This is a genomic window from Fibrobacterota bacterium, assembly GCA_019509785.1.
Lineage (GTDB): Bacteria > Fibrobacterota > Fibrobacteria > UBA11236 > UBA11236 > Chersky-265.
Genome location: JAEKLQ010000022.1, coordinates 230,819 through 251,621, shown reverse-complemented (window position 1 = coordinate 251,621; position 20,803 = coordinate 230,819). Strand labels below are relative to the sequence as shown.

The following is a 20,803-nucleotide window of genomic DNA, read 5'->3' as shown; positions in this document are numbered from 1 at the left end:
CGGAATCGAATGGCTTGCCCGCGAAGCGGTCGTATGCGGCTTATTTTACGCCGATGATGCTTTCTGTAAGCTTCTTGTCGCCCTTCCAGATCGTGAGTACCCGGGGGCTGCCGTTGAATTTTCCCGATAGGAAAATCTGGTTGGCCTGCTTTACCTTGTGAATCGAGTAACGCATGCCGCGCACATCTTCAATCGTCACGGTGTAATTCCCCGCTTCGGAAAACTCGATGGACAAGCCTTCGCTGCTGGTCCTGATCTTGACGGCCGTCCTGGGCACGATCAAGTACTTCGGCAGGTTGGAAACCCCCTTAGGGAACAGGTCCTGGTCGAAAGCCAGGGTGTCGATGAGGGTGGAGTCCTTACCGGAAGCTTTGTTGAGATAGGGGGAAGCGGGGCCCCACGGATTATCCGTGAGCCGCTTGACGCGGAGGTTGCGGAACTTCATTTGCGGCTGTCCGTGGTCCTGGATGAAAAAGCTCCCGGCATGGATCGTCGGGTAGGTGGCATAGGTCTGGTACTTACTGGCTGCGAATGCCGTCTGATAGGCCGGCGTGCCCTTCTGGTACTCCAGCAGTCGCAGGCCGTTTCCGTAATGGGCGCAATGGCCTTGATAGGAGATGATGCGCGATTGGTTCCAATGGCCTTCGGCCCGCAGCCAGTTCGGGGAATTGTCCGAATTCTTCCGCGAGGGGAGTAGCGGAGTCATCTCATAGTTGCAACCCGCCGTCGTCAACAGCGACTTCCACTCGTCGACCCATTGCGAGTTCTGCAATTGGTATTCGGCAGCGGTGGGATTATTCTCGGTGCTGACTGCGATTTGGTAATAGTAGAGAAGGCCCGCGTTACCCGCCGCGCCTACGGTGGCTTGCCACTCGACTTTCCAATCGAAATTGAGGAAGGATGCGTCCTTGGTAAAAAGGCTGGAACCGGCGCTCACCACTTCCAGCATGTTCGAGTCGGGAGAGGCGCTCTTGTGCGTGTCCCCGCTTTCCACGCCCTTGGTGTTCACGATGGTCCAGTTGCCGGCGGCATCGGGAGCGCCGGGATTGGACTTGCTGTTGTTCAGCACCCAGCCTGTGTAGTCCTTGCCGTTCCAAAGCAATTCATATCCATCCTTGGCTTCGTCAGCCGTAAGGGCGTTGTTGGGGAGGCCCGATACATAGATCCCGCCGTCCTGGGTTTGCGCGAATCCGGTTCCGACGAGAGAAAAGAACATTGTCGCTGTAAGGAGGCTTCGGCCCAGGTTGGATTTCACGGTATACCCCTTAAATCGATGCCGTCTTCAAAATTTGTATAGGAAGTAACTTAAGTCGGAAATTTCAATCGTCGGCAGTATTTCTCCATATTCTTGGGCACATTTCCGCAAAATTACTCGAAGCGCTCATTTATTTTCGCACAAGATATCAAGACCTTTATAATCGGGCTTAAAGCGACAAAGCAGGGAGCCGAATCGAAGGGACCTAAACCAAATCGGGCATGGATTAGGTTCTCAAAGAAGTCCCCGGTGGCCGCTCCGTCCAAATGGTATTGGGGCGTTAAGCTGGGCGTAGCCAATTAAAACCCAAGGGCCTGACGGGAAAGATCCGGGGCCGGCCATTAGTCGAGGTCCGGCGTCGAAGTGCGATTAGGCGCGGGAAGAGGTCCGCTTGCGGGCGGCGAAAATGATACCACAAGCTCCGAGGCCTAACAAGGCCAAGCTCGACGGCTCGGGAACGGCTTCGGGAGCCGGTCCCTGGATATTCATCGCGAAAGTCCCTTGCGCATCCGTTGCGGTTTCGCCATCGGCGGCCTGCCAATGCCGGATATAGCTGGACATGGAATAACCGTAGGTATGCCCTGCGATCAGGTCCCCCGAAGTAGCGCCGACGGTAGGATAATTGAATGATTGGGCCCCCGTTCCCAGTCCCATGCTACCGTCCGTCGAGCCATTGGTGAACTGGAAATCATCGTACAGAGCTCCGTACTCGGTAATGTCGTAGAGACTGGCGAAGAGCACCATCTGGGAAGTACCGGTCTGGTCGAAATCGGCTGTCATGGAATAGGTGTATCCGACATCTGCGGCATCCAAAGTGAAGGTCCCGTTGACCAGCGATTGGGAGTACATATCGCCGGATAGAAAGCTGACGTACCCGTACCAGTAGTCGTAATATGAAACCAGGGTAGGATGAGGGGCGTCGAGATGCTCGGAAAAGGCGTAGTTCATCGTCAAGCTGTTCGCCGAAGACGAAACCGTCCCCTGGGTCGATTCGGAAACCGTGCCGAGATCGGAGGATATTGCCGCTGCGCCGCTCGTCAGGCTGGTGGATTGGACGGTTGATCCAACTGCCGCGTCCGAGCTGATCGTGTACAGGTTCGAGGAGTTAAGTACCGGGACCGCTAGTGACTTGGATACGCTGACGATGGATATGATGCCTAAGAGGAAGAATTGGAAAGGTTTTTTCATATCCGGTCTGCACATCGAATACCATGCCAAAGGCATCCTCCCTGAAATTGGATGAGGGGAGGGATTTAAACCTCTGATGGTCTGTTTTCTGTCAAATTTCCCGACTTTTCATTCAAAAGCCGGCATCAGATAGGAAATATCAATCCATCGCGATAAACCGATGCATCTCGATTGGAAATATTGTATCCTTTACCAAAGAGGGCCATAATTTGGCCGCGGGCGACCCGGGTCGCTTGGAACCATCAGCAGGAGTCCGTAATGTCCAGACAGCTCTTTACGTCCGAATCCGTATCCATGGGCCATCCCGATAAGATGGCCGATCAGATCTCCGACTCCATCCTCGACGCGATGCTGGAGCAGGATCCCAAGAGCCGCGTGGCTTGCGAAACCATGCTGGCCACCGGCATGGTGATTATCGCCGGCGAAATCACCACCAAGGCCAACATCGACTTCCAGAAGGTCGTTCGCGACGCCGTGGCCCGCACCGGCTATACCAATGCCGAATGGGGCTTCGATGCCAAGACCTGCAACGTCATGGTCGCCCTCAACAAGCAGTCCCCGGACATCTCCCAGGGCGTGACCGAAGGCGAAGGCCTCCACAAGGAACAGGGCGCCGGCGACCAGGGCATGATGTTCGGCTTCGCTTGCGACGATACCCCCGAGTTGATGCCCATGCCCATCCACTACAGCCATCGCCTGATGGAGAAGCTGGCCGAACTACGCGAGAAGGGCGTACTCACTTGGCTGCGTCCCGACTCCAAGTCCCAGGTCACCGTCGAGTATATCGACGGCAAGCCCAAGCGCATCGACGCCATCGTGGTCTCCACCCAGCACGGCGAGGAAGTGGACCACGCCACCCTCGTGAAGGAAATCCTCGAGAAGTGCATCAAGGCGACCATCCCCGCCCACCTCCTCGACGCCAACACCAAGTTCTACATCAACCCCACCGGCCGCTTCGTGGTCGGCGGACCCATGGGCGACTCCGGCCTCACCGGCCGCAAGATCATCGTGGACACCTACGGCGGCATGGGCCGCCACGGCGGCGGCGCCTTCTCGGGCAAGGATCCGTCCAAGGTGGACCGCAGCGCCGCGTACGCCGCGCGCTACGTGGCCAAGAACATCGTGGCGGCCGGCCTGGCCACCAAGTGCGAAGTTCAGGTGGCCTACGCCATCGGCGTCGCCAAGCCCGTCTCCGTCTACGTCGATACCTTCGGCACCTCCAAGCTTTCCACCGAGGCCCTCGAGGCCCTGGTGCACGAGCATTTCGACCTCACTCCGGCCGGTATCATCCGCACCCTGGATCTGCTGAAGCCCCGTTACAAGGCGACCGCCACCCATGGCCATTTCGGCCGCAAGGGCGATGCCTTCACCTGGGAAAAGACCGACAAGGCCGAGGCCCTCAAGGCTTCCGCCGCCAAGCTCACCGCGGGCAAGCCCGAAAAGGTGATGGCCTAAATCCCTCCCGGCCCGCCCGTAGGATACGCGGCGGGCCTTTTCATATTCAGGAATTAACGGAACAACAAAGGAACGAATCCATGTCGACCATGACCCAGGCAGCGCCCAAGGGCGTCAAGCAGTCCCAGTACAACGCCCCCACTTGGGGCAACTTCCAAGTCGCCGATATGAGCCTGGCCGACTTCGGCCGCAAGGAGCTCGAGATCGCCGAGCATGAAATGCCCGGCCTGATGGCCACCCGCGCGAAGTACGGCAAGACCAAGCCCCTCAAGGGCGTTCGCATCATGGGCTCGCTGCACATGACCATCCAGACCGGCGTGCTCATCGAGACCTTGAAGGAACTCGGCGCCGACGTGCGCTGGGCCTCGTGCAACATCTTCTCCACCCAGGACCATGCCGCCGCGGCCATCGCCAAGGCCGGCACCCCCGTCTACGCCTGGAAGGGCGAGACCCTGGAAGAGTACTGGGAATGCACCCTGGCCGCCCTCAGCTTTCCGGGCAAGAACGGCGAGCTGATCGGACCGGAACTGATCGTCGACGACGGCGGCGACGCCACCCTGCTCCTGCACTGGGGCGTCAAGGCCGAGAAGGATCCTTCCTTCCTCGACCGCAAGGCCGGTTCCGAAGAGGAAGCGGTGATCCTGAAGCTCCTGAAGCGGACGCTTAAGGAAGCCCCGGGCATGTGGGCCCGCTACGTCAAGGATTGGAAGGGCGTTTCGGAAGAGACCACCACCGGCGTGCATCGCCTGTACCAGATGTTCGAGAAGGGCGAGCTGCTCGTCCCCGCCATCAACGTGAACGACTCGGTGACCAAGTCCAAGTTCGACAACCTTTACGGCTGCCGGGAATCCCTGGCCGACGGCATCAAGCGCGCCACTGACACCATGGTCGCCGGCAAGATCGCCGTCATCTGCGGCTACGGCGACGTGGGCAAGGGCTGCGCCCAGTCCATGCGCAATTTCGGCGCCCGCACCATCGTCACCGAAATCGACCCCATCTGCGCCCTGCAGGCCGCGATGGAAGGCTACAAGGTGACCACGGTCGAGGACGCCCTGGCCGAGGGTAACATCTTCGTTACCACCACCGGCAACGTGGACATCATCACCGCCGAGCACATGAGCAAGATGAAGGATCAGTCCATCGTCTGCAACATCGGCCACTTCGATTCCGAAGTGGACATCGCCGGCCTGCGCGGCTGGCCCGGCATCAAGCACGTCAACATCAAGCCCCAGGTGGACAAGTACATCTTCCCCGACGGCCATTGCATCTACCTGCTGGCCGAAGGCCGCCTGGTGAACCTCGGCTGCGCCACCGGCCATCCGAGCTTCGTGATGTCGACCTCGTTCACTAACCAGTCGCTGGCGCAGATCGAACTCTGGACCAAGAAGCTGGAAGTGGGGGTCTACACCTTGCCCAAGCACCTGGACGAGGAAGTGGCCCGCCTGCATCTGGACAAGCTGGGCGTGAAGCTGACCAAGCTTTCGAAGAAGCAGTCCGACTACATCAACGTGCCGGTGGAAGGGCCTTACAAGGCGAACCACTACCGCTACTAGTCCCGGTCGGCCGTTGAGCCGATTGGAAAAGATGAAGCCCCTGGAGGAGACTCCGGGGGCTTTTTTTATGCTGGTGATCCGTTCTGGCGATCCGGGCGCGGCCCGCCGACAAGCCTAGAGATTGCCCAGGGTAAGCCGGCGGAACCCGTATTTGTTGTGCACCGAGCCGTCCGGGCGGACAAACCCGCCGATGCCGATCCCGCTGCCATCGGCGGCCAGCGGGCCCGTATAGCTGCAAATCAGAACGCCGTTCTGGTAAAATTTCAGCGCATTGCCGATCTTGGTGGCGCGGAACACGTCGCCGTCTACCGGAATCCGGGCGGCGCCGGCGCTTACCCCGATGGAGGTGAAAGCGCTGGGACCTCCGTCAAGGCTCACGATATCGACCCCTCCGCCCGAGTTGAACAGAAATTCGTTCCAGCGATGGATACCGCTGGCCGTCCGGCAACCCAGGATGATTTCCAATTCATGATTCGACCCGCTGGCGTTGGGGTTGTAGCCGGCGGCCTTATAGATCACCGCTTCCAGGAACTGGTTGGCGCCCCAGCCGGGGATAAAAGCGAAGCTGTCGTCGTACTCGATGCCCCCGTGGTTTTCCATGGCGATGCGCGTGACACCATCCGAGGCCAAGGCTACGCGCATGCTGGTGAGGTTAAGCGGGGCCGCGTTGCCTCCAACGCCCTGAGTATTGTTGGACCACAACCCTCCCACGGACAAAGGGTCTTCGATTTGCATCTTGGCGAAGTCCACCTCATAGTGGCCGGACGAGTCGAGTAATTTGGCGGTCATGCGGATGGCGACATCGTTCCGGTCGCCCCCTTTAATCCGTAGCGTGATGGTTTTTTTCTTGCCGCAGGGAAGCAGGGTATCAATTGCCTTGTTCACGCAGACGATGGAGTCCGCAAACCAGGTTGAGCCCCCGTTAAACGAAACGGAGGGAGCGCACCAGGCATACTGCGCATCCCCCTTGGGCACGAAAGTGACCAGGCAGGAACGCCGGGCCACGCCGCCACTATCGCTGTTCCAAACGCTGTCAACCGTGACGCTATCCACGCTGAGCGTCATGGCCGGCAGGAGAGAGGCCGATACCAGGATCATGAATAAAATCTTCATCGTACCACCGCTAATTTCGCGATCCTCGGGCGCATTCCCGGCGCCTCGAATCTGGCCGCGTAAATACTGATTGGAAGTCCGTGCGGCAATGCCGCATACCCGTCATGATCCACCGCCAGCGTGGCAGCGATGCGTCCGCGGCTATCGACCAGGCGAAGCAAGCCTTTAGTACCCGCTTGTACGAAAAGCTTGTTTCCGGCCATGCTGATGCGGAAATCCGAAACCGGCGCTTTCGGGGAATTGCCGATCGGGGCGCCCGCGATGTTCCAGGCAGCCTTGCCGCCGGCCTTTAGCGTGAAGGCTGCGGTTTGCCCGCCGGCCTGAAGCGCAATCTGGGCGAACGCTAAGACCGGGAACATGCAGAATAAAATCAATCGGCGCATATTGCCTCCTCTTGGATTATATAATGCTTTTCCCTCCGTTTTCAGTTTGCCCGATGCCCATGATTGTATAGGCTAAAAAACCCCATCCCGAACCCATCGGGTCAGGGTAAGTTATCGAAACGAAACGATAAATTATGCCTCAAAAAGGGCGGGTGATATGCTAAGCAGGGTTTTCGGGCGCGCGATGGTGTTGTCCTTGCTCGCATTGTCGATACCGTCCTCCATTTCCGCTAATGGCGAAAAAATACTGGTGTTCAAGGATTCCCTCCCCTATAGCGGCCACGCGGCCGGCATCGCTGCGGCCATGACGTTGATGAAGGGATTCGCCTCGTCAAACGCCTTCACGATCGATACCACGATTCATCTGACGTCATTCAACAAAGCCAATCTGGCGCAATACGCCGCGGTCGTGCTGATGTACCCCGAGGCGTACAACAAGGCCAATCCCTCCACGGGACTGAGCGATACCATGAGCGCGGATCAGGATTCGGCGTTCAAGGATTGGGTGCTCTCGGGGAAAGGGGTAGTCGGCGTGCACGCCCACACCAGGATGAACAGCAACTGGCCATGGTACGTCCGGACCTTCATGGGCCTGCGGTACGTGAACGATATCGGGCCGCAGAGCAGTACCTACCATGTGTCGGACCCGAATGAATTCCTGACCATGGGCCTGCCCAAGGATTTTACCGACAACCAGCAGGTCCGGGTCGACAGCTTGTTTTTCACCGAGGCCGACACGAGTTACAAGGTGTTGATCAGGGCCGACGCTAAAGATTACCCGGCCGGACAAACGCAGTCCTTTTATCCCTTCGTCTACAGGCACAACTATCAGGGAGGACGCTATTTCGGATTGGCTCCCGGCCATAACGCCGATACGTGGAATTCAGGCTCTAACTGGAATAAGTTATTCCTCAACGGCATCCTGTACGCGCTCAATCGACCGGGATATGGGCCAACCGGGATCGCTGACGGGCCGGCGCCGATGGGCTTCGAGCTGCAACGGTTCAGCGATGGCAGGAACCAATCCTTGCGTTTCGGGCTTCCGAAAAGGGCCCATGTAGCGATCCGGCTTTACGATTTTAAGGGCAGGATGCTTTCGAGATTAATCGATGCGACCCTAGATGCCGGCTCCCACTCCGTGCCTCTGCCGGAGGGTTTGCGCGGTTCCCTATACTTCGTCGACTTCAAAACCGCGGATTTCCACAGGACAATGAAAATTGTCCGTTAAAGGCCAACCATGAAATTCATCGAACGGAAAATCCAGGAACTCGCCGATCTCTCGGGTAAATTCGCGGCGGAATTTTCGGACTTGTCCGCGGCCGATGCGGATCTCAAGCCGGAAGAGAAGGCGTGGAGCATCAACGAGTGCCTGGACCATATCATCCAGTGCAACCGGTCCTATCATAATGTACTTGACGCGGTCGCCCAGAATCGGCATCGCCGCAACGCTTGGAGCCGGATCCCTTTCCTCCCGACCTTCTGGGCCAAGATGATCCTGAAGGCGGTTTCCCCCGAGACCCAAGGCAAATCCAAGACCTTCCCGGTCTTTATGCCCCTCAGCTCCCGCTACGGCCGCAACCTGGCGGGAGAAGTCGCGACCTCGAACGCGCAATTGACGGAAAAGCTGAAGGCGATCCGGGAGGAGGATTTGGACAAGCAGATCATCACCTCGCCCGCTGGCCCCTTCGTGACCTACTCGCTGCGGGCTTGCATCACAATCTTGGTCGAGCATGAGAAGCGGCACTTCAACCAAGCCAAGCGCTTAAAGGATGCCCTAGCCGGGCAGAAGGTTCCTGCCGGCAGCCCTGGCGCTACTTGAAAACCACCATTGGAATTGGCCCTTGGCAATTCCGGCCGATGGGATATCTTTGCCAACCATGTCCTGGAAATCCCGGATCCTGATCGGTCTCGCCTGCGTTTTATTCCCATGCGCCACGGTGATCGGCGCCTTGTTCATAGTAATGCTGTTCAGCAGCGATCGCAACGGAGTCGTGGGCGCCGCGGCCCTGCTCGTTCCGATCGTGCCCGTCTGGTACGTCTCTTTCCGCATCCTTCGCAAGCCTGTCGCGGCCTGGTTCGCGAGCCGGGGCAGCCTATGGTATTGGTACTTGGGGTTATACCGTCCCTCCAAACTCATGTTGCAAGTCGCCCTGCTGATGCTGGCCACGACAGGGTTCTACGTGTACAAACTTTGGCCCAAAGAACGGCCGGTCAATGCCGCCATTCTTATGCGCTTCCCCAGCGCCGAGGATTTGCAAATCGCCCTGGGCCACGGGGCGGAACCGCGCGATCTGGAACCGGGGAAGCGAAACCGCTACAAGGCATCCGAAGGCACCTACGTTTCGTATGCGACTTTCACCGAAGCCTACGCCTTTGATGGGAAGGTTTACCAAGTGGTCTCGGGGTACAGTAATTACATACGGCATCCCGCCGCAGCGCACATGTATCAGGAATTAATAGACGGCCACTCGGGTTCCGACCGCGTCAACGGAAAGGACCAGTACGGCTTGGAGGCGTTCGCCTTTTCCGAATCGGAAACGGCTTCCTTCTTCCTCGGGATGCGGAAGAACGCCTTGTACCACATCGAAATCAAGCCCGGTCTGGCCGGGGGCGAACCCCGCATGTTGGATTTGCTAAGCCGCAAATTGAAAATCGTCGAGTAGCCGTGCCCCAAGTTACCTCCGCATCGACAAGGATGGGGTCGCGCCAATGCCGGCGATCTTCCACGGAAGACGGCAAGACCGGCAAACGGCTCATCTGAACCCCGGCCGGCGTCCATGCCGTCGCGCCATTCGTCCCAGCCGGTCCCAAAGGTGGCAAGCGACCCCCCTTTTCCCTCGCATTTAGTCGTTACGACACCTATCTTCTCAGGAACGAAAAAATTCCAGGAGCGGATGATGAAGGTTTTTCTCACGGGAGCGACGGGGTACATCGGAACCGCGGTTACTGACGCGCTCAAAGCGGCCGGACACTCCCTGACCGGAATGGCGCGCAACGAGGAGTCCGCTAAGAAATTGGGTATCCGCGGCTTGACCGTGGTGCAAGCCGAGCTCACCGACAAGGAAACCATCACCACCGTGGCCCGCACCTGCGATGCGGTCATCCACATGGCCGCCACCAACGACGCGAATATGGCGACGTCCGACCGCGCCACGGTGGAAGCCATCCTGGATGCTTTGAGCGGAGCGAACAAACCGTTCATCTACACCAGCGGCGTATGGGTACTGGGCCAGACCGGCGCGACGCCGGCGGACGAATCCTCCCCCACCTCGCCCTTGGGCATCGTCGCGTGGAGGCCTGCCCATGAGATCTTGGCGCTGACGGCGAAAGCCATGAAGGGCATGGTCCTGCGTCCCGGCATCGTGTACGGCCGGGGCGGAGGCATCCCCGCCATGTGGGTGGCGGCGGGACGCGAAGGGGAAGTGCGTTACGTAGGCGCCGGCAATCAGAAATGGCCCACGGTCCACGTGGAGGATTTGGCCGATCTATACGTTAAGGCCTTGGCCAAGCCGGCCGCGGGCGCCGTATGGCACGGGATCTCGGGCCAAGTGGAAGTGCGTAAGTTGGCGGAAGCCGCAGCCAAAGCGGGCGGGAAGGGCGCGAAGGTTTCCTCCGTGACGGTGGAAGAAGCCAGGAAGGCCATGGGCCCCTTCGCGGATGCCTTGGCCGCCAACCAGATCATCTCCTCGGATAAGACGAAGCAGGCTTTGGGTTGGAAGCCGTCGCGGCCGGGCATCCTGGAGGATGTAGCCGCGGGGTCGTACGTCCAGGCTTAGAGCCGCGTAGCCGCTCGCGCGAGCCGGCGGCTCGCGCCGGGCTTACCGGTTCCGGCCTCTGCTAGCCCGCTTTGCCGTAACGATTGATATCCACGCTTTCCACGAACCGTCCCTCGGGTAACTTCTGGGTTACGTAGAGCATCGCCCGACCCAGGGTGACGCTATCCGTGGCGAAAGCCTTGGACAAGGCCAGCAGCGGGAACAGGGGGCGGAAAAGGGTGATGAGGACCTGGTAGGTCTTCGTGCGCGAAGCGACCCCGCGCATGGGGCGGATGAACCCGGGACGGAAATTGTAGGCCGCTTTGAAGGGCAAGCGTTGCAGGGCGTTCTCGGTCTTGCCTTTCACCCTCGCCCACATGCGCTTTCCCTTCTCGCTGGAATCCGTACCCGCCCCGGAGACGTAGCAGAAGACCGCTTGCGGGCTGGAGGCCGCCAGGGCTTTGGCGAAACCCAGGGTCAGGTCGTACGTCAAGCGGGAATATTCCGCCTCGCTCATCCCCATGGACGAAACCCCCAGGCAGAAATAACAGGCATCCACGCCCGAGAGGGCGTCCGCGATGGAGGCCGGGTCGGACATGTCGGCCAGGAGCCGCTCCGAGAGCTTGGGATGCTTCATGCCGATGGGCCGGCGGCCGATGGCGAGCACTTGCTCCACCGCGGCGCTATCCAGGCATTCCAGCAAGACCGCCTTTCCCACCATTCCGGTCGCGCCGGTTACGACGACCTTCAAGCCCATGGGTCCTCCCAGCAAACAGACGCGGGAAAGATACTGTATTAACCCGCATGCCGGGTCCGGACCCGGAGCCGGTCCTGACATTTATTTACCCGATGGCAGAGGAAAGTAGGGTGACCGGCCCGAAGATTGACAATTACCTTTGGCGCCCACGATTACGAAGGCAATTGTCAGGTGAAGAAAATCGAAGCCAACATCAGGCCACATAAGCTCGACGACGTTCGGGCCGCGGGATCTATCGGTGCACGGCGAGGAGGCCTATAACCATTAATCCTGGTGTTCCGTCCCTCAGGGCTTGGCGAACAAATCGAAGCGGATGGTGAGCTTGTCTTCCGTCCGGACGAATAGCAAGCTGGGGCGCTCGACCTTGTAATCGGAGAGCTTTACGGCGAACTCGCCGATGATTTCCTCCTTGCCGCCCGCGGATTTCGGCGTGACATGGAAGCTGACGGGGTGGGTTATCCCATGGAAGGTGAGGTTGCCGGATACGAGGTAGCCGTCGCCTTCCGGCTTCACGGCATCGCTGGAGAACTCCACCTTGGGATACTTCATCGCTTCCACCATTTCCATGGCATGCGAGTCCCGGCTCGAGTTCTTGCTGTCGAAACTGCTGATGGCGGCGCTGACCTTGATATGGGAGGAAACCGTGTCCGGCGACAGATCCACCTGGCACAGGAAATCCCGGCTGACCCCGGTGATATGATGCATGGGATGGACCAGACCATAGCTCAAGGAGGACTCCCCCTTGATGGCCTCATAGGTCTTCGCCTGCGCGGCCGCGCCCACGGCCAGCGCCGAGACGATCAATGATTTTACCATACCGGAGCAAATGCGCATTTCGATTCCCGTTTTCAAAAGGTGATGACCATCATCGCCGCGGCGAACGTGGCCGTGGTGATGTAGCCGGATATCTGGTGGATGTGGGCCTTGTCCCGGTTGATCTTGGCCGGGCTCGAGGAGCCGCGTTCCTCCTGGGCGATGCCGTCGGCGAGCAAGGGCGTCAGGATCATCCCGGTGAAATGGATAATGGCCAAGCCCTTGTGGATGGATACGGTATTCCATTCGTTCCTGCGGACCATAGGCGGCGGGCTCAGCAGGGAAAGGGAGGCGGTGGTGAAGTAGGAAATTATGGTGGCAGTGGCCCATGCCTGATGGGTTTCGCCCAGGCTGAGGTTTCCGTTCAAGGTCAACTGCCCGTAGACCACGGTCGTCAGCATGGAAGCCAAGGTGATGAAGCCGCCGATTTCATGGACGGTGAGCATGGTGCGGCGCAGGCTCATTTCCTTTTCCCGCGATTCTTCCGTCAAGGGAAAGGCCCCTATCTTGCGCATCAACCCGTTCTTGCCCCACATCAGTTTCTCCCCCGGGCTCATGATGGCGGGGAGCAAGGGATCCTGCAGCGCGGCCATGTCGGGGGCGGGCGAAGCCTCCGGCGTCTTCAAGGAATCCTTGGCGGGGGCGGGGGCTTGACGAGCGGCCGCATGGTCCACGGGCTTGGAAGCAGCGGCATCCTCGGCCATGGCAGGGATTTGGCATCCTAAGGCGATGGCGAACGGAATGCCAAAAAAAATTCTTGCCGTCTTCATAAAATTCCAGAGCTCCCGGGAAGTGGTTTTGGGTTCCTCATTCTAATTACTCGATTATTTTCGCGTAGAGTAACGGAATGTAGAGACATTCCGACAAAATCGAGGTCGGACCTGGAGTACTTCGAGATTACGGTTCCATTAGGAGCGCATCAGTATGCGCTGCGGCAGGCCCGTACACTTTTGTGTACGGTGAACCCGCGATTGCCGATACCAGGGGAGCGGAATGGTAGCTATGTTGCTCCTCCCGGATCCGGATTTTAAAAGGGTAATCGACGAACGCTAAGGAAAGGTGGATCGTTCCCGCGCGTTCAGCCTTCCACTTCGTGCGGATCCTTGCCGAAGGTGTATTCGGATTGGATGGACCCGTCGAGCTTGGCCACGCGCAGTTCCGCCACCGCTTCCCGCATCGCCAGGAAGCGGGCGAATTCCACCGCATCGGGCTTGGACTTGAAACGGCCTTCGCATTCGTTACGGCCTTTCACCACATGCCATTCGTCGTTGCGGGGAACCACTTGATAGATGATTCGCGGTTGCATCCCAATAACATACGATCCCGGCCCATGGCCGGCCCGGCCCGCCCTTCGGCATCATACGCAGGGGACGGCCCGGGATGCGGAGGGCGAATGCGTATGGGACTCCGACGCAAAGGGATGAAGCCGGGGTTTTCAGAATCCGTCTAAGGGCCTGAACTTCTCCGCTTCCCCATCCACCACCTTGATGATCTTCTCGTTTTTCTCCTTCATCAAGTCGACCTGCAGGATCTGCTTCATGGGCAGAGGCATGCCCTTTTCGTTGCGGAGGATGGAGATGACGGGACGCGTAGGATCCTCGGGATGCGCCGCCACCACCCGGCCCATGCGGCCGGAGACGAGCTCCACATAGGTCCCGATGGGAAAGACGGACAGGTAGCGCAGCAGGTTGCGGATGAGGACCGGATCGAGGAAGTTCATCTGGCCCATCTTGATGACCTTGTCGAGGGCCATCTGGGGAGTGAGCGCGTCGCGATGCGAGCGCTTATGGACCATGGCGCAGAGCGTATCCGAGATGGCGACGATGCGTGCCACCTGGGAGATTTGCGCCTGGGAGCGCCGCTTCGGATAGCCCGCTCCGGTCAGGCGTTCATGATGCTGGTAGGCCGCCGCCAGGATATAATCGGACGCGTCGTGGATCTTCTCCAGGAGGGCGAAGCTGTTCGCGGGATGGCGGTGGATCTCGGCCAGTTCCTCTTCGGTAAGCTTACCGGCCTTGAGCAGGATGGCTTCCGGGACCATAGCCATGCCCACGTCGGCGAGGAGGGCGGCCTGGCCGATTTCCAGCACCTGGCCCTTGGAATAGCCCGAAGCCGTCGCCGCAGCGAGGGAGACCAGGCACATGTTCACCCCATGGCGGTAGAGGTATTCGGCCAGGTTGGGGGATTGGTACAGGCAAAGGGCCAACAGGATGTTGCGATCCTTTTCGAGCACGTCCAGGAAGGAGCCGACCAGGGTGCGAACCTGGGAAAGATTGGCCATCTCCCCCAGGCAGATGGAATCGTAGATCCCTTTGGCGTCCTGCACCGCGGAATCCCAGGTCTTGACCACGGTGGCCTTATAGGTCAGGGTCCGCTCGGCGGGCTCGATTTGGACCAGTCCGCGGTTGAACGGCAGGCCGGAGGGAGCGTCCCCGGTCTGGCCCTTTTCCCATTGGGCCTGCAGCCGCGTCAGGCGGGCGCTTCCCGACATGCGCTTCTCGAGGGTCATCGGTTCGGCCGGCCCCGCGGAGCGGAAGGAATTATCCTCCACCCCCAGGGTATCCAGGCCGTCGAGGTTCATCTCCAATATGGATCGGAGATCCTTGTCCTCATCCGGGATCGGGTCCATCGCCATTGCTCAAGCCTTTCGGAATGCCTTCACAGAACCTTGATACGGCCTTCCTTGAACAGGAAGATTTTCGGCCCCGCCATCTCTTCCTGCACGCGGAAGACCTCCGGCCCCACCTTGATCACCACGCCGGGGTTCACCTTTTTATCCACCTTCACGCAAATGCCGTCGCGGCCGTAGCCCAGGCGGATTTGCTCCAGTATCCCTTGCCGGCGCTTCTCCAGCTCCGGCAGGCGCGCCTGGATCTTTTCCTGCATGTCCCGCAATTCGAGCATGAGCTTGGCCTCCGCGGAGGTAAAGCGCTTGCGCGTCCGATAGCCTTCGCGGATGCGCGTCAGCTTCTGGGTAACCTTGGCCAGGTGGGCGGTCAGTTCCTTCAGCTTTTCATCCAGCAGCGCCTTGTTCTCGTAGAGGACGTAATCCAGGCCCGCCTCGAGCTCGGTCTTGCTCCCCATTTCGTTCCCGGCCACGCGGCACTGGATTTCCGTGAACGCGATAGCCAAGCCTCCCACCAGCGTTCCGTATATGGAGATGGATTTCCGCGAACCGAGCTGGCAGTTGAACGATTCCTTTTCCAAGGTGATGGAGCCGTGGGAGCGGATGATCTGGTTGGAGGCGAAGCCCAGGGTCACGTTGCCTTTGGCGGCGATGAGGCCATGGCCCGAACCCACGAAGCCCTTCTTGACCAGTACGTCCCCGCCGACGACCAGCTTCGCTTCCCCCACGCTGCCGCCCACTTCGAGCGCCCCGCCCACGCTGACGGCGAAACCGTCGGCGATATCGCCGCGGATAACCGCGGATTGATCGTAGGAAATGTTGCCCGTCGAGAAGTCGACGCTGCCGTCGACCACGAAGCATTCGTTGACCTGGAGTTTCCCGTCCTTCAATTGCAGGAAGCCGGCGACCGAGGCGATCACGGTGGCGGGATCGGAGGGGGAGATCCCGGTGTTGAGGCCCAAGGGGATCTCCATGTCCGTTCCGTCGGGAGCGATGGCCGGCTGGCCGAACAGATCGATGCCATGGACGGCCAGGGTGGCGGGCGCCTTGCGGGCCAATGGCTGTCCTTGCTTGACAGGCTTCACCAGGTTCAAGTTGCGGAAGTCCACGCTGCCGCCTTCTTCCGTAGGCCTGAAGGTCAGGGTGGGATCGACGATGTACTCGATACGGGCGTCCGCTCCGGGAACGGGAGGATGGGCGGCCTCGGCCACCAGGCGCTCCGGCATTTCGGCTTTGGACTGGTTCCACTCGTTGGCGAGCGCTTCGGCGACCGATTCCGGGAAGGCTTCGGGATCGAGCTGCGCTTCCCGCCAACGCCGGAGGAGGAAATCTGCCTCGATGGGGGCCGGCGGGTTCCTCACAGGCGGCTTCAAGGCCATGTAGGCTTTGAGCTTGTCCTCGGAAACGCGGATGAGGACTTGGACCGGGCCCCCGCCATCCGGATCCTGGGGTAACACGGAAGTAACCCCGGAAGCGGCCACGGAAGGGGCCGCGGGTATCGCGGGCGCCGCGGAATTGGCGGGTTCTTGGCTCAGCATGTCCCTTCCCGTTCGGCGCGGCGGACCCCTCAGGGCGGAGTCCGCCGGGCGGTTCCTCATCAGGGTATCCGGTTGCGACTATATTATAGGGGACGGTGGGAAACTAAATCCATTTGGAAAATCCCCTAAGAGCCCAAGTATTACTGGCCGGAGGGATGGCGGAACCCTTTTGGTACGATTTGGGGGATGCCGCCTCGGAACTGGCCCCGGGATCCATCGTCCAGGTCCCCCTCATGTCGAAGACCGTTCCCGGCGTAGTGCTGGAAATCGGCCGTCCCGAACTCGCGTTCCGGACCAAACCCATCCAAGCCGCGGCCCCCGGCGGGGCCCGGGTGCCCGCCGCCTGGCTGGAACTCTTGGCCTGGCTCTCGGCCTACTACTTCACGCCCCTTCCGCAAGTCTTCGCCACGTGCCTGCCCAAGGCGGCCTTGGACCAGGTTTTTAAGCCGGCCAAGGTCCGCTTGCCAAAGGCTCCTAAGCGCTCGCGCAGGAAGCAGGCCGTGGCGACGGTGGCGGAAGTCGACCGCTTGGAAGGGCCAGCGGAATCCGGCCCTGCGACGGTACCCGTGCAGGCCCCGGAGGCGGCGTCCGTCGACATGGGTGATCATAGCGCGCCGGCCGCGGCCCTGCGGTTCCATCCCACGCCGGAGCAAGCCTCCGCCCTTGCCGCCATCGGGGAAGCCCTTTCGCCTCCGAGCTTCAAGGCTTTCCTATTGCACGGCATCACCGGATCGGGGAAGACCTTCGTCTATCTCCATCTCGCCCGCCAAGCGCTGGCCCTCGGCCGTCGCGTGCTGGTCCTCTTGCCCGAAATCGCGCTCACCCCGCAGGCCCTGGCGCGCTTTCGCGCCTTCCTGGGCCGGCCGGTTTTGGCTTTGCATAGCAATCTCTCCGCCGCCGAACGCCGCGAGTTGTGGCGCGCCGTCTTCGCGCACGAGGCCGACGTGATCGTAGGCGCGCGCTCCGCCGTCCTCTGCCCCATCGATAACCTAGGGCTGATCGTGGTGGACGAAGAGCACGACGGCAGCTACAAGCAATCGGACGCGTCGCCCCGCTACAACGCGCGCGACCTGGCCCTGTGGCGGGGCCGCCGCGAAGGCTGTCCGGTGGTTCTGGGAAGCGCTACGCCGGCCTTGGAATCGTACCATGCCGCCCAAGCGGGCAAGTACCGGCTCCTGGAAATGCACGCGCGCGCCACCGGCTCCTCCAAGCCCAAGGTGCGCATCGTGGACATGCGCGAGCAGCACGATCTGCAAGGCGGGCAGCCCCTGTCCATCCCGCTGCGCGAGGCGGTGCAAACGGCGATCGGAACCGGCGGTCAAGCCATCCTCTTCCTCAACCGCCGCGGCTACGCCAATCGGCGCCTGTGCCGCGATTGCGGCCGCCCGCGGGAATGCCCGCATTGCATCACTCCCCTGGTTTACCATAAGGGCCGCGCCGCGCTCATCTGCCATTACTGCGGTTACCAGATGCCGGCCTCCGCGCCATGCCTGGCTTGCGGCGGCAAGGATTGGCTGGACGTGGGCCGCGGCATCGAGAAGATCGAGGAATGGCTGGACGGCATCTTCCCGGGGGCCGGGATCGCGCGGCTCGATCGCGATACCACTTCCGCCATCGGCGGGGCGGAGCGCATCCTGGAAGACTTCCGGCGGGGCGAGCAGAAGCTTTTGATCGGGACCCAGATGGTGGCCAAAGGCCACGACTTCCCCAAGGTGAACGTGGTGGGCGTGCTGGACGCGGACGCAGGCCTCGGGCTCTCGGATTTCCGCGCGCAGGAACGCGCCTTCCAGCTCATCACCCAGGTGGCGGGACGCGCGGGCCGGCACGGCGAAGGCGAAGTCTTCCTGCAAACCTATCGTCCCGATAATCCGCTCCTCGCCTTCGCGCTGGACGAGAACTACGCCGCCTTCTACGCCGCCGAGATCGAAAGGAGGCGCGAGCTGGACTATCCGCCCTTCCGCCGCCTGCTCCTGGTCGAGATCTCCGGGACCGATGAGGCCCTGGTGGACGAGCATATGCGCGCCTTCGCGGCGGCATTCCGGCCTTTCGCGGAACAAGCCGAAATCCAGGTGCTGGGCCCCGCCTTCGCCGCGCTGAAGAAGTTGAAGGATCATTACCGGGCGCATCTGGTGGCCAAAGGCAAGGCCCCCAACCAGATGCAATGGGCATTCCATCAGGCCTTGGAACGTTACCAACCCAAACATCCCCAGAAGACCAAGCTGCGCGCGGACATGGATCCGCTCGCCATGCTGTAACGGCGCGGCCACGACGGGTCCGGCGGGACGGCTATGCCGTACGCTACAATGGATCCGGCATGCGCAATCGCAGGACAGGTCGTATTCCCGCGGCTCGGCTCGCGTTATTGCTGGCGGCGTTCCTGGCCGGCTGCGCCGCCCCCGTACGCATCAAGGTGGCCATGGACATGCGCCCCGGGCAGGAGGCGTTGTACGAGACGCGCATCCTCAAGGCTTTCGAGAAGAAACACAAGTGCATCATCGAGCTCGCGCCGGCGCCGGATGCGGCCAAGCTGCCGGAGCTGCTCGCCGCGGGCGACACCATCGATCTGGTCGCCTCGCCCTTGGCAATGACGCGGGCCCTGGTGGGACGCAATCTCATCGCGCCCCTCGACGCCATCGCCGGCCCCAAGGATCTGGCGGAGGCGCGCAAAGAATTCTTCCTCACGGACCTGGGAACGGTCGACGGCCGTACCTACTTCCTACCGCGCTACGTCGAAACCCCCGTCCTGGTCTACCTGAAATCCAAGGTGGCGGAAGCGGCCCAGTATTGGGATATCCGCCGGGACGACATCAACCGCGCTTTGGCGCGCTACAACGGCCGAGGTCTTCCGCGCGGCTATACCCTCGAGAAAGATCCCTCGCAATGGGACTGGTTCGATCTGTTCGTGGCGGGATGGTATTGGAACTCCAAGGAAGTGCAGGGCCAAAAGCGGGGGCGCATGGCATTGGGGCCGCTGGGTTCGCCTTCCACTCCCGAGGCCCTGATGGACGCATGCTTCCTTACCGGCGCCTCCTCCGAAGGGCTATTGGCCATGAGCGACGCGGGCGTGGCGGACATGTTCCAATGGCAGTCGGCGCTGGCTCGCGAGGGGATCCTCAACCCCGCCCTGATCAAAGAGCGCTGGAGCGACGAACAAGTCCGGGATGGTTTCCGCTCCGGCGAACTCTACATATCGGCCGTCCCCCAAGGCGAGGCTTTCCAGATCCACGGAACCGGGTCGGCCGATCTGCCCGGCTACCTGGCCAATCCCGAGGATATGGGAGTCGCCGTGATGCCGAAGGGCAACTCCCTGCTCCTGGATGCCAACGGGGATCCTCTGCGCGAAGGCCGCCGCAACGTGGCGACGCGCAGCTATTGGTGGGGCGTCACGCAGGAAGCCCGTTCCCCTAAGCTGGCGTATGAGCTCGCCCGTTTCCTGTCCAACACCGAGAACCAGGTTTTGGAGAGTTCCGCCTTCGGCATGGTCCCGGTCCGCCAGGATCTGCTCGGCGAGTTGGGCCTCATGTTCGGGGGCGGCTGGACCGCCGAGGTTTTCCAGACCGCGTCCCAGCAATTGGTGGAGAACCGCCTGACGACCGCTCCCCTGGTGCCGGAATTCCCGGAAGTGGCCCGCAACTATCAGGAAGCCTACGCGGATATCTGCCTGCCCGGGCCCGGCCAAAAGACCCGCTACGAGGACGTCCGCAAGGCCTTGGAAGATCGCTGGGTCCCCCGCCAGCGGCAAATCCTGGGGGCGAAGTACCCCGTCAAGGCCCTTTCCTCCCGCTGACCGCGCTTCGGGGCCTCCCGGGGCCGCGACTCCCATTCCGCCGAAGGCCCCCGGCTGCTATCTTTGCCGCCTCACCCCAACCCAGGCGTTCCCGATGGCCGACAAGCTCGATCAACTCTTCGCCCTCCAGCTCGAACTCAACGATCGCATCTTCGCCAAGAAGGACATCCGCGACAACGAGGGCAAGGTCCTCACCATGGCGGCCTTGATCGCCGAAGCCCAGAAATCCGGCCTCGGCCCCAACACCAAGGTCAACGAATGGCTGGGCAAATACCTGCAAGCCCTGGACGACGAATCCCGCGAACTGAAGGAAGAGCTGCTCTGGAAATGGTGGTCCAAGGATCATCTCGACATGCAGAACATCCGGGTGGAAATCATCGATCAATTGCACTTCTGGATGTCCCTGGCGATGACGGCGGGCCTGGACGCCGAAGGGGTTTACCGCATTTACATGCAAAAGAACGCCGTCAACCACGCGCGCCAGGAAAACGATTACTCCAAGGCGAACAAGAGCGAGGCGGAGAACAAGACCATCGCGTAAGCGATGGTACGCCATCCCTTGATCGATGGCCCGGCATCG

General features: G+C 60.9%; 19 protein-coding genes. 9 read left to right on the top strand and 10 right to left on the bottom strand.

The features are described 5' to 3' along the window. Positions 1-40: 40 nt before the first annotated feature. On the bottom strand, positions 41-1,216 hold the full coding sequence (locus JF616_02440; protein ID MBW8886592.1) for a DUF1080 domain-containing protein: 1,176 nt from the start codon (positions 1,214-1,216) through the stop codon (positions 41-43). Positions 1,217-1,624: 408 nt separating this feature from the next. Next, positions 1,625-2,443 (bottom strand): PEP-CTERM sorting domain-containing protein, encoded by an 819-nt coding sequence (locus tag JF616_02435; protein ID MBW8886591.1) that lies wholly within the window; start codon positions 2,441-2,443, stop codon positions 1,625-1,627. 258 nt (positions 2,444-2,701) lie between these two features. Here JF616_02435 and JF616_02430 point away from each other — a divergent pair, with 258 nt between their 5' ends. Both JF616_02430 and JF616_02425 read left to right on the top strand, forming a co-directional pair. Continuing rightward, positions 2,702-3,898 (top strand): methionine adenosyltransferase, encoded by a 1,197-nt coding sequence (locus JF616_02430; protein MBW8886590.1) that lies wholly within the window; start codon positions 2,702-2,704, stop codon positions 3,896-3,898. 89 nt (positions 3,899-3,987) lie between these two features. Further along, positions 3,988-5,451 carry an adenosylhomocysteinase gene (locus tag JF616_02425; GenBank protein MBW8886589.1) on the top strand — a complete coding sequence of 488 codons (1,464 nt, stop codon included), beginning with the start codon at positions 3,988-3,990 and terminating at the stop codon, positions 5,449-5,451. Between the two features lie 114 nt (positions 5,452-5,565). Here the strand turns inward: JF616_02425 and JF616_02420 are convergent, their stop codons facing one another. Continuing rightward, a complete protein-coding gene (locus JF616_02420; GenBank protein ID MBW8886588.1) occupies positions 5,566-6,564 on the bottom strand; it encodes a hypothetical protein in 999 nt (332 codons plus the stop codon). Then, positions 6,561-6,947 carry a hypothetical protein gene (locus tag JF616_02415; protein MBW8886587.1) on the bottom strand — a complete coding sequence of 129 codons (387 nt, stop codon included), beginning with the start codon at positions 6,945-6,947 and terminating at the stop codon, positions 6,561-6,563. Before JF616_02415 ends, JF616_02420 begins: the two co-directional genes overlap by 4 nt. Positions 6,948-7,104: 157 nt before the next feature. Between JF616_02415 and JF616_02410 the strand changes: the two genes are divergently transcribed. The 4 genes from JF616_02410 to JF616_02395 all read left to right on the top strand — a co-directional run bounded on the left by JF616_02410 (position 7,105) and on the right by JF616_02395 (position 10,723). After that, on the top strand, positions 7,105-8,175 hold the full coding sequence (locus tag JF616_02410) for a ThuA domain-containing protein (GenBank protein ID MBW8886586.1): 1,071 nt from the start codon (positions 7,105-7,107) through the stop codon (positions 8,173-8,175). A gap of 9 nt (positions 8,176-8,184) precedes the next feature. Continuing rightward, the gene (locus JF616_02405) at positions 8,185-8,766 is read left to right on the top strand and encodes a DinB family protein (protein MBW8886585.1); all 582 of its coding nucleotides are present in this window, start codon (positions 8,185-8,187) and stop codon (positions 8,764-8,766) included. A 58-nt stretch (positions 8,767-8,824) separates the two neighbouring features. Next, entirely contained in the window at positions 8,825-9,610 is a 786-nt protein-coding gene (locus JF616_02400; GenBank protein ID MBW8886584.1) for a hypothetical protein, read from the top strand. Positions 9,611-9,841: 231 nt separating this feature from the next. Further along, positions 9,842-10,723, top strand: coding sequence for an NAD-dependent epimerase/dehydratase family protein (locus JF616_02395; GenBank protein ID MBW8886583.1), 882 nt, complete (start codon positions 9,842-9,844; stop codon positions 10,721-10,723). Between the two features lie 61 nt (positions 10,724-10,784). Here the strand turns inward: JF616_02395 and JF616_02390 are convergent, their stop codons facing one another. From JF616_02390 to JF616_02365, 6 genes are all read right to left on the bottom strand, one after another. Then, positions 10,785-11,459, bottom strand: a complete 675-nt coding sequence (locus JF616_02390; protein MBW8886582.1) for an NAD(P)H-binding protein — start codon at positions 11,457-11,459, stop codon at positions 10,785-10,787. A gap of 285 nt (positions 11,460-11,744) precedes the next feature. Next, the gene (locus JF616_02385) at positions 11,745-12,293 is read right to left on the bottom strand and encodes a YceI family protein (protein MBW8886581.1); all 549 of its coding nucleotides are present in this window, start codon (positions 12,291-12,293) and stop codon (positions 11,745-11,747) included. 14 nt (positions 12,294-12,307) lie between these two features. Next, positions 12,308-12,976, bottom strand: coding sequence for a hypothetical protein (locus JF616_02380; protein MBW8886580.1), 669 nt, complete (start codon positions 12,974-12,976; stop codon positions 12,308-12,310). A gap of 374 nt (positions 12,977-13,350) precedes the next feature. Beyond that, positions 13,351-13,578: a DUF2188 domain-containing protein gene (locus JF616_02375; protein ID MBW8886579.1), complete on the bottom strand. Its 228-nt coding sequence runs from the start codon at positions 13,576-13,578 to the stop codon at positions 13,351-13,353. Positions 13,579-13,707: 129 nt separating this feature from the next. After that, positions 13,708-14,907 carry an HD domain-containing protein gene (locus JF616_02370; GenBank protein ID MBW8886578.1) on the bottom strand — a complete coding sequence of 400 codons (1,200 nt, stop codon included), beginning with the start codon at positions 14,905-14,907 and terminating at the stop codon, positions 13,708-13,710. Between the two features lie 23 nt (positions 14,908-14,930). Beyond that, positions 14,931-16,436, bottom strand: coding sequence for a DUF342 domain-containing protein (locus JF616_02365; GenBank protein MBW8886577.1), 1,506 nt, complete (start codon positions 16,434-16,436; stop codon positions 14,931-14,933). Positions 16,437-16,591: 155 nt separating this feature from the next. Between JF616_02365 and priA the strand changes: the two genes are divergently transcribed. The 3 genes from priA (at position 16,592) to JF616_02350 (ending at position 20,764) form a co-directional block, all read left to right on the top strand. Beyond that, positions 16,592-18,691, top strand: a complete 2,100-nt coding sequence (gene priA / locus JF616_02360; protein MBW8886576.1) for a primosomal protein N' — start codon at positions 16,592-16,594, stop codon at positions 18,689-18,691. A gap of 59 nt (positions 18,692-18,750) precedes the next feature. Next, a complete protein-coding gene (locus JF616_02355) occupies positions 18,751-20,223 on the top strand; it encodes an extracellular solute-binding protein (GenBank protein MBW8886575.1) in 1,473 nt (490 codons plus the stop codon). A 94-nt stretch (positions 20,224-20,317) separates the two neighbouring features. Continuing rightward, on the top strand, positions 20,318-20,764 hold the full coding sequence (locus JF616_02350) for a dUTPase (GenBank protein MBW8886574.1): 447 nt from the start codon (positions 20,318-20,320) through the stop codon (positions 20,762-20,764). Positions 20,765-20,803: the final 39 nt, after the last annotated feature.

What these genes read in the sequence shown, in the direction of transcription:
- JF616_02440 (MBW8886592.1), bottom strand. Translation starts at nt 1,216, where the DNA reads ATGTTCTTTTCTCTCGTCGGAACCGGATTCGCGCAAACCCAGGACGGC.
- JF616_02395 (MBW8886583.1), top strand. Translation starts at nt 9,842, where the DNA reads ATGATGAAGGTTTTTCTCACGGGAGCGACGGGGTACATCGGAACCGCG.
- JF616_02420 (MBW8886588.1), bottom strand. Translation starts at nt 6,564, where the DNA reads ATGAAGATTTTATTCATGATCCTGGTATCGGCCTCTCTCCTGCCGGCC.
- JF616_02430 (MBW8886590.1), top strand. Translation starts at nt 2,702, where the DNA reads ATGTCCAGACAGCTCTTTACGTCCGAATCCGTATCCATGGGCCATCCC.
- JF616_02415 (MBW8886587.1), bottom strand. Translation starts at nt 6,947, where the DNA reads ATGCGCCGATTGATTTTATTCTGCATGTTCCCGGTCTTAGCGTTCGCC.
- JF616_02375 (MBW8886579.1), bottom strand. Translation starts at nt 13,578, where the DNA reads ATGCAACCGCGAATCATCTATCAAGTGGTTCCCCGCAACGACGAATGG.
- JF616_02425 (MBW8886589.1), top strand. Translation starts at nt 3,988, where the DNA reads ATGACCCAGGCAGCGCCCAAGGGCGTCAAGCAGTCCCAGTACAACGCC.
- JF616_02380 (MBW8886580.1), bottom strand. Translation starts at nt 12,976, where the DNA reads ATGGCCGAGGATGCCGCTGCTTCCAAGCCCGTGGACCATGCGGCCGCT.
- JF616_02410 (MBW8886586.1), top strand. Translation starts at nt 7,105, where the DNA reads ATGCTAAGCAGGGTTTTCGGGCGCGCGATGGTGTTGTCCTTGCTCGCA.
- JF616_02405 (MBW8886585.1), top strand. Translation starts at nt 8,185, where the DNA reads ATGAAATTCATCGAACGGAAAATCCAGGAACTCGCCGATCTCTCGGGT.
- JF616_02350 (MBW8886574.1), top strand. Translation starts at nt 20,318, where the DNA reads ATGGCCGACAAGCTCGATCAACTCTTCGCCCTCCAGCTCGAACTCAAC.
- JF616_02435 (MBW8886591.1), bottom strand. Translation starts at nt 2,443, where the DNA reads ATGAAAAAACCTTTCCAATTCTTCCTCTTAGGCATCATATCCATCGTC.
- JF616_02400 (MBW8886584.1), top strand. Translation starts at nt 8,825, where the DNA reads ATGTCCTGGAAATCCCGGATCCTGATCGGTCTCGCCTGCGTTTTATTC.
- priA (MBW8886576.1), top strand. Translation starts at nt 16,592, where the DNA reads ATGGCGGAACCCTTTTGGTACGATTTGGGGGATGCCGCCTCGGAACTG.
- JF616_02370 (MBW8886578.1), bottom strand. Translation starts at nt 14,907, where the DNA reads ATGGCGATGGACCCGATCCCGGATGAGGACAAGGATCTCCGATCCATA.
- JF616_02385 (MBW8886581.1), bottom strand. Translation starts at nt 12,293, where the DNA reads ATGCGCATTTGCTCCGGTATGGTAAAATCATTGATCGTCTCGGCGCTG.
- JF616_02355 (MBW8886575.1), top strand. Translation starts at nt 18,751, where the DNA reads ATGCGCAATCGCAGGACAGGTCGTATTCCCGCGGCTCGGCTCGCGTTA.
- JF616_02365 (MBW8886577.1), bottom strand. Translation starts at nt 16,436, where the DNA reads ATGCTGAGCCAAGAACCCGCCAATTCCGCGGCGCCCGCGATACCCGCG.
- JF616_02390 (MBW8886582.1), bottom strand. Translation starts at nt 11,459, where the DNA reads ATGGGCTTGAAGGTCGTCGTAACCGGCGCGACCGGAATGGTGGGAAAG.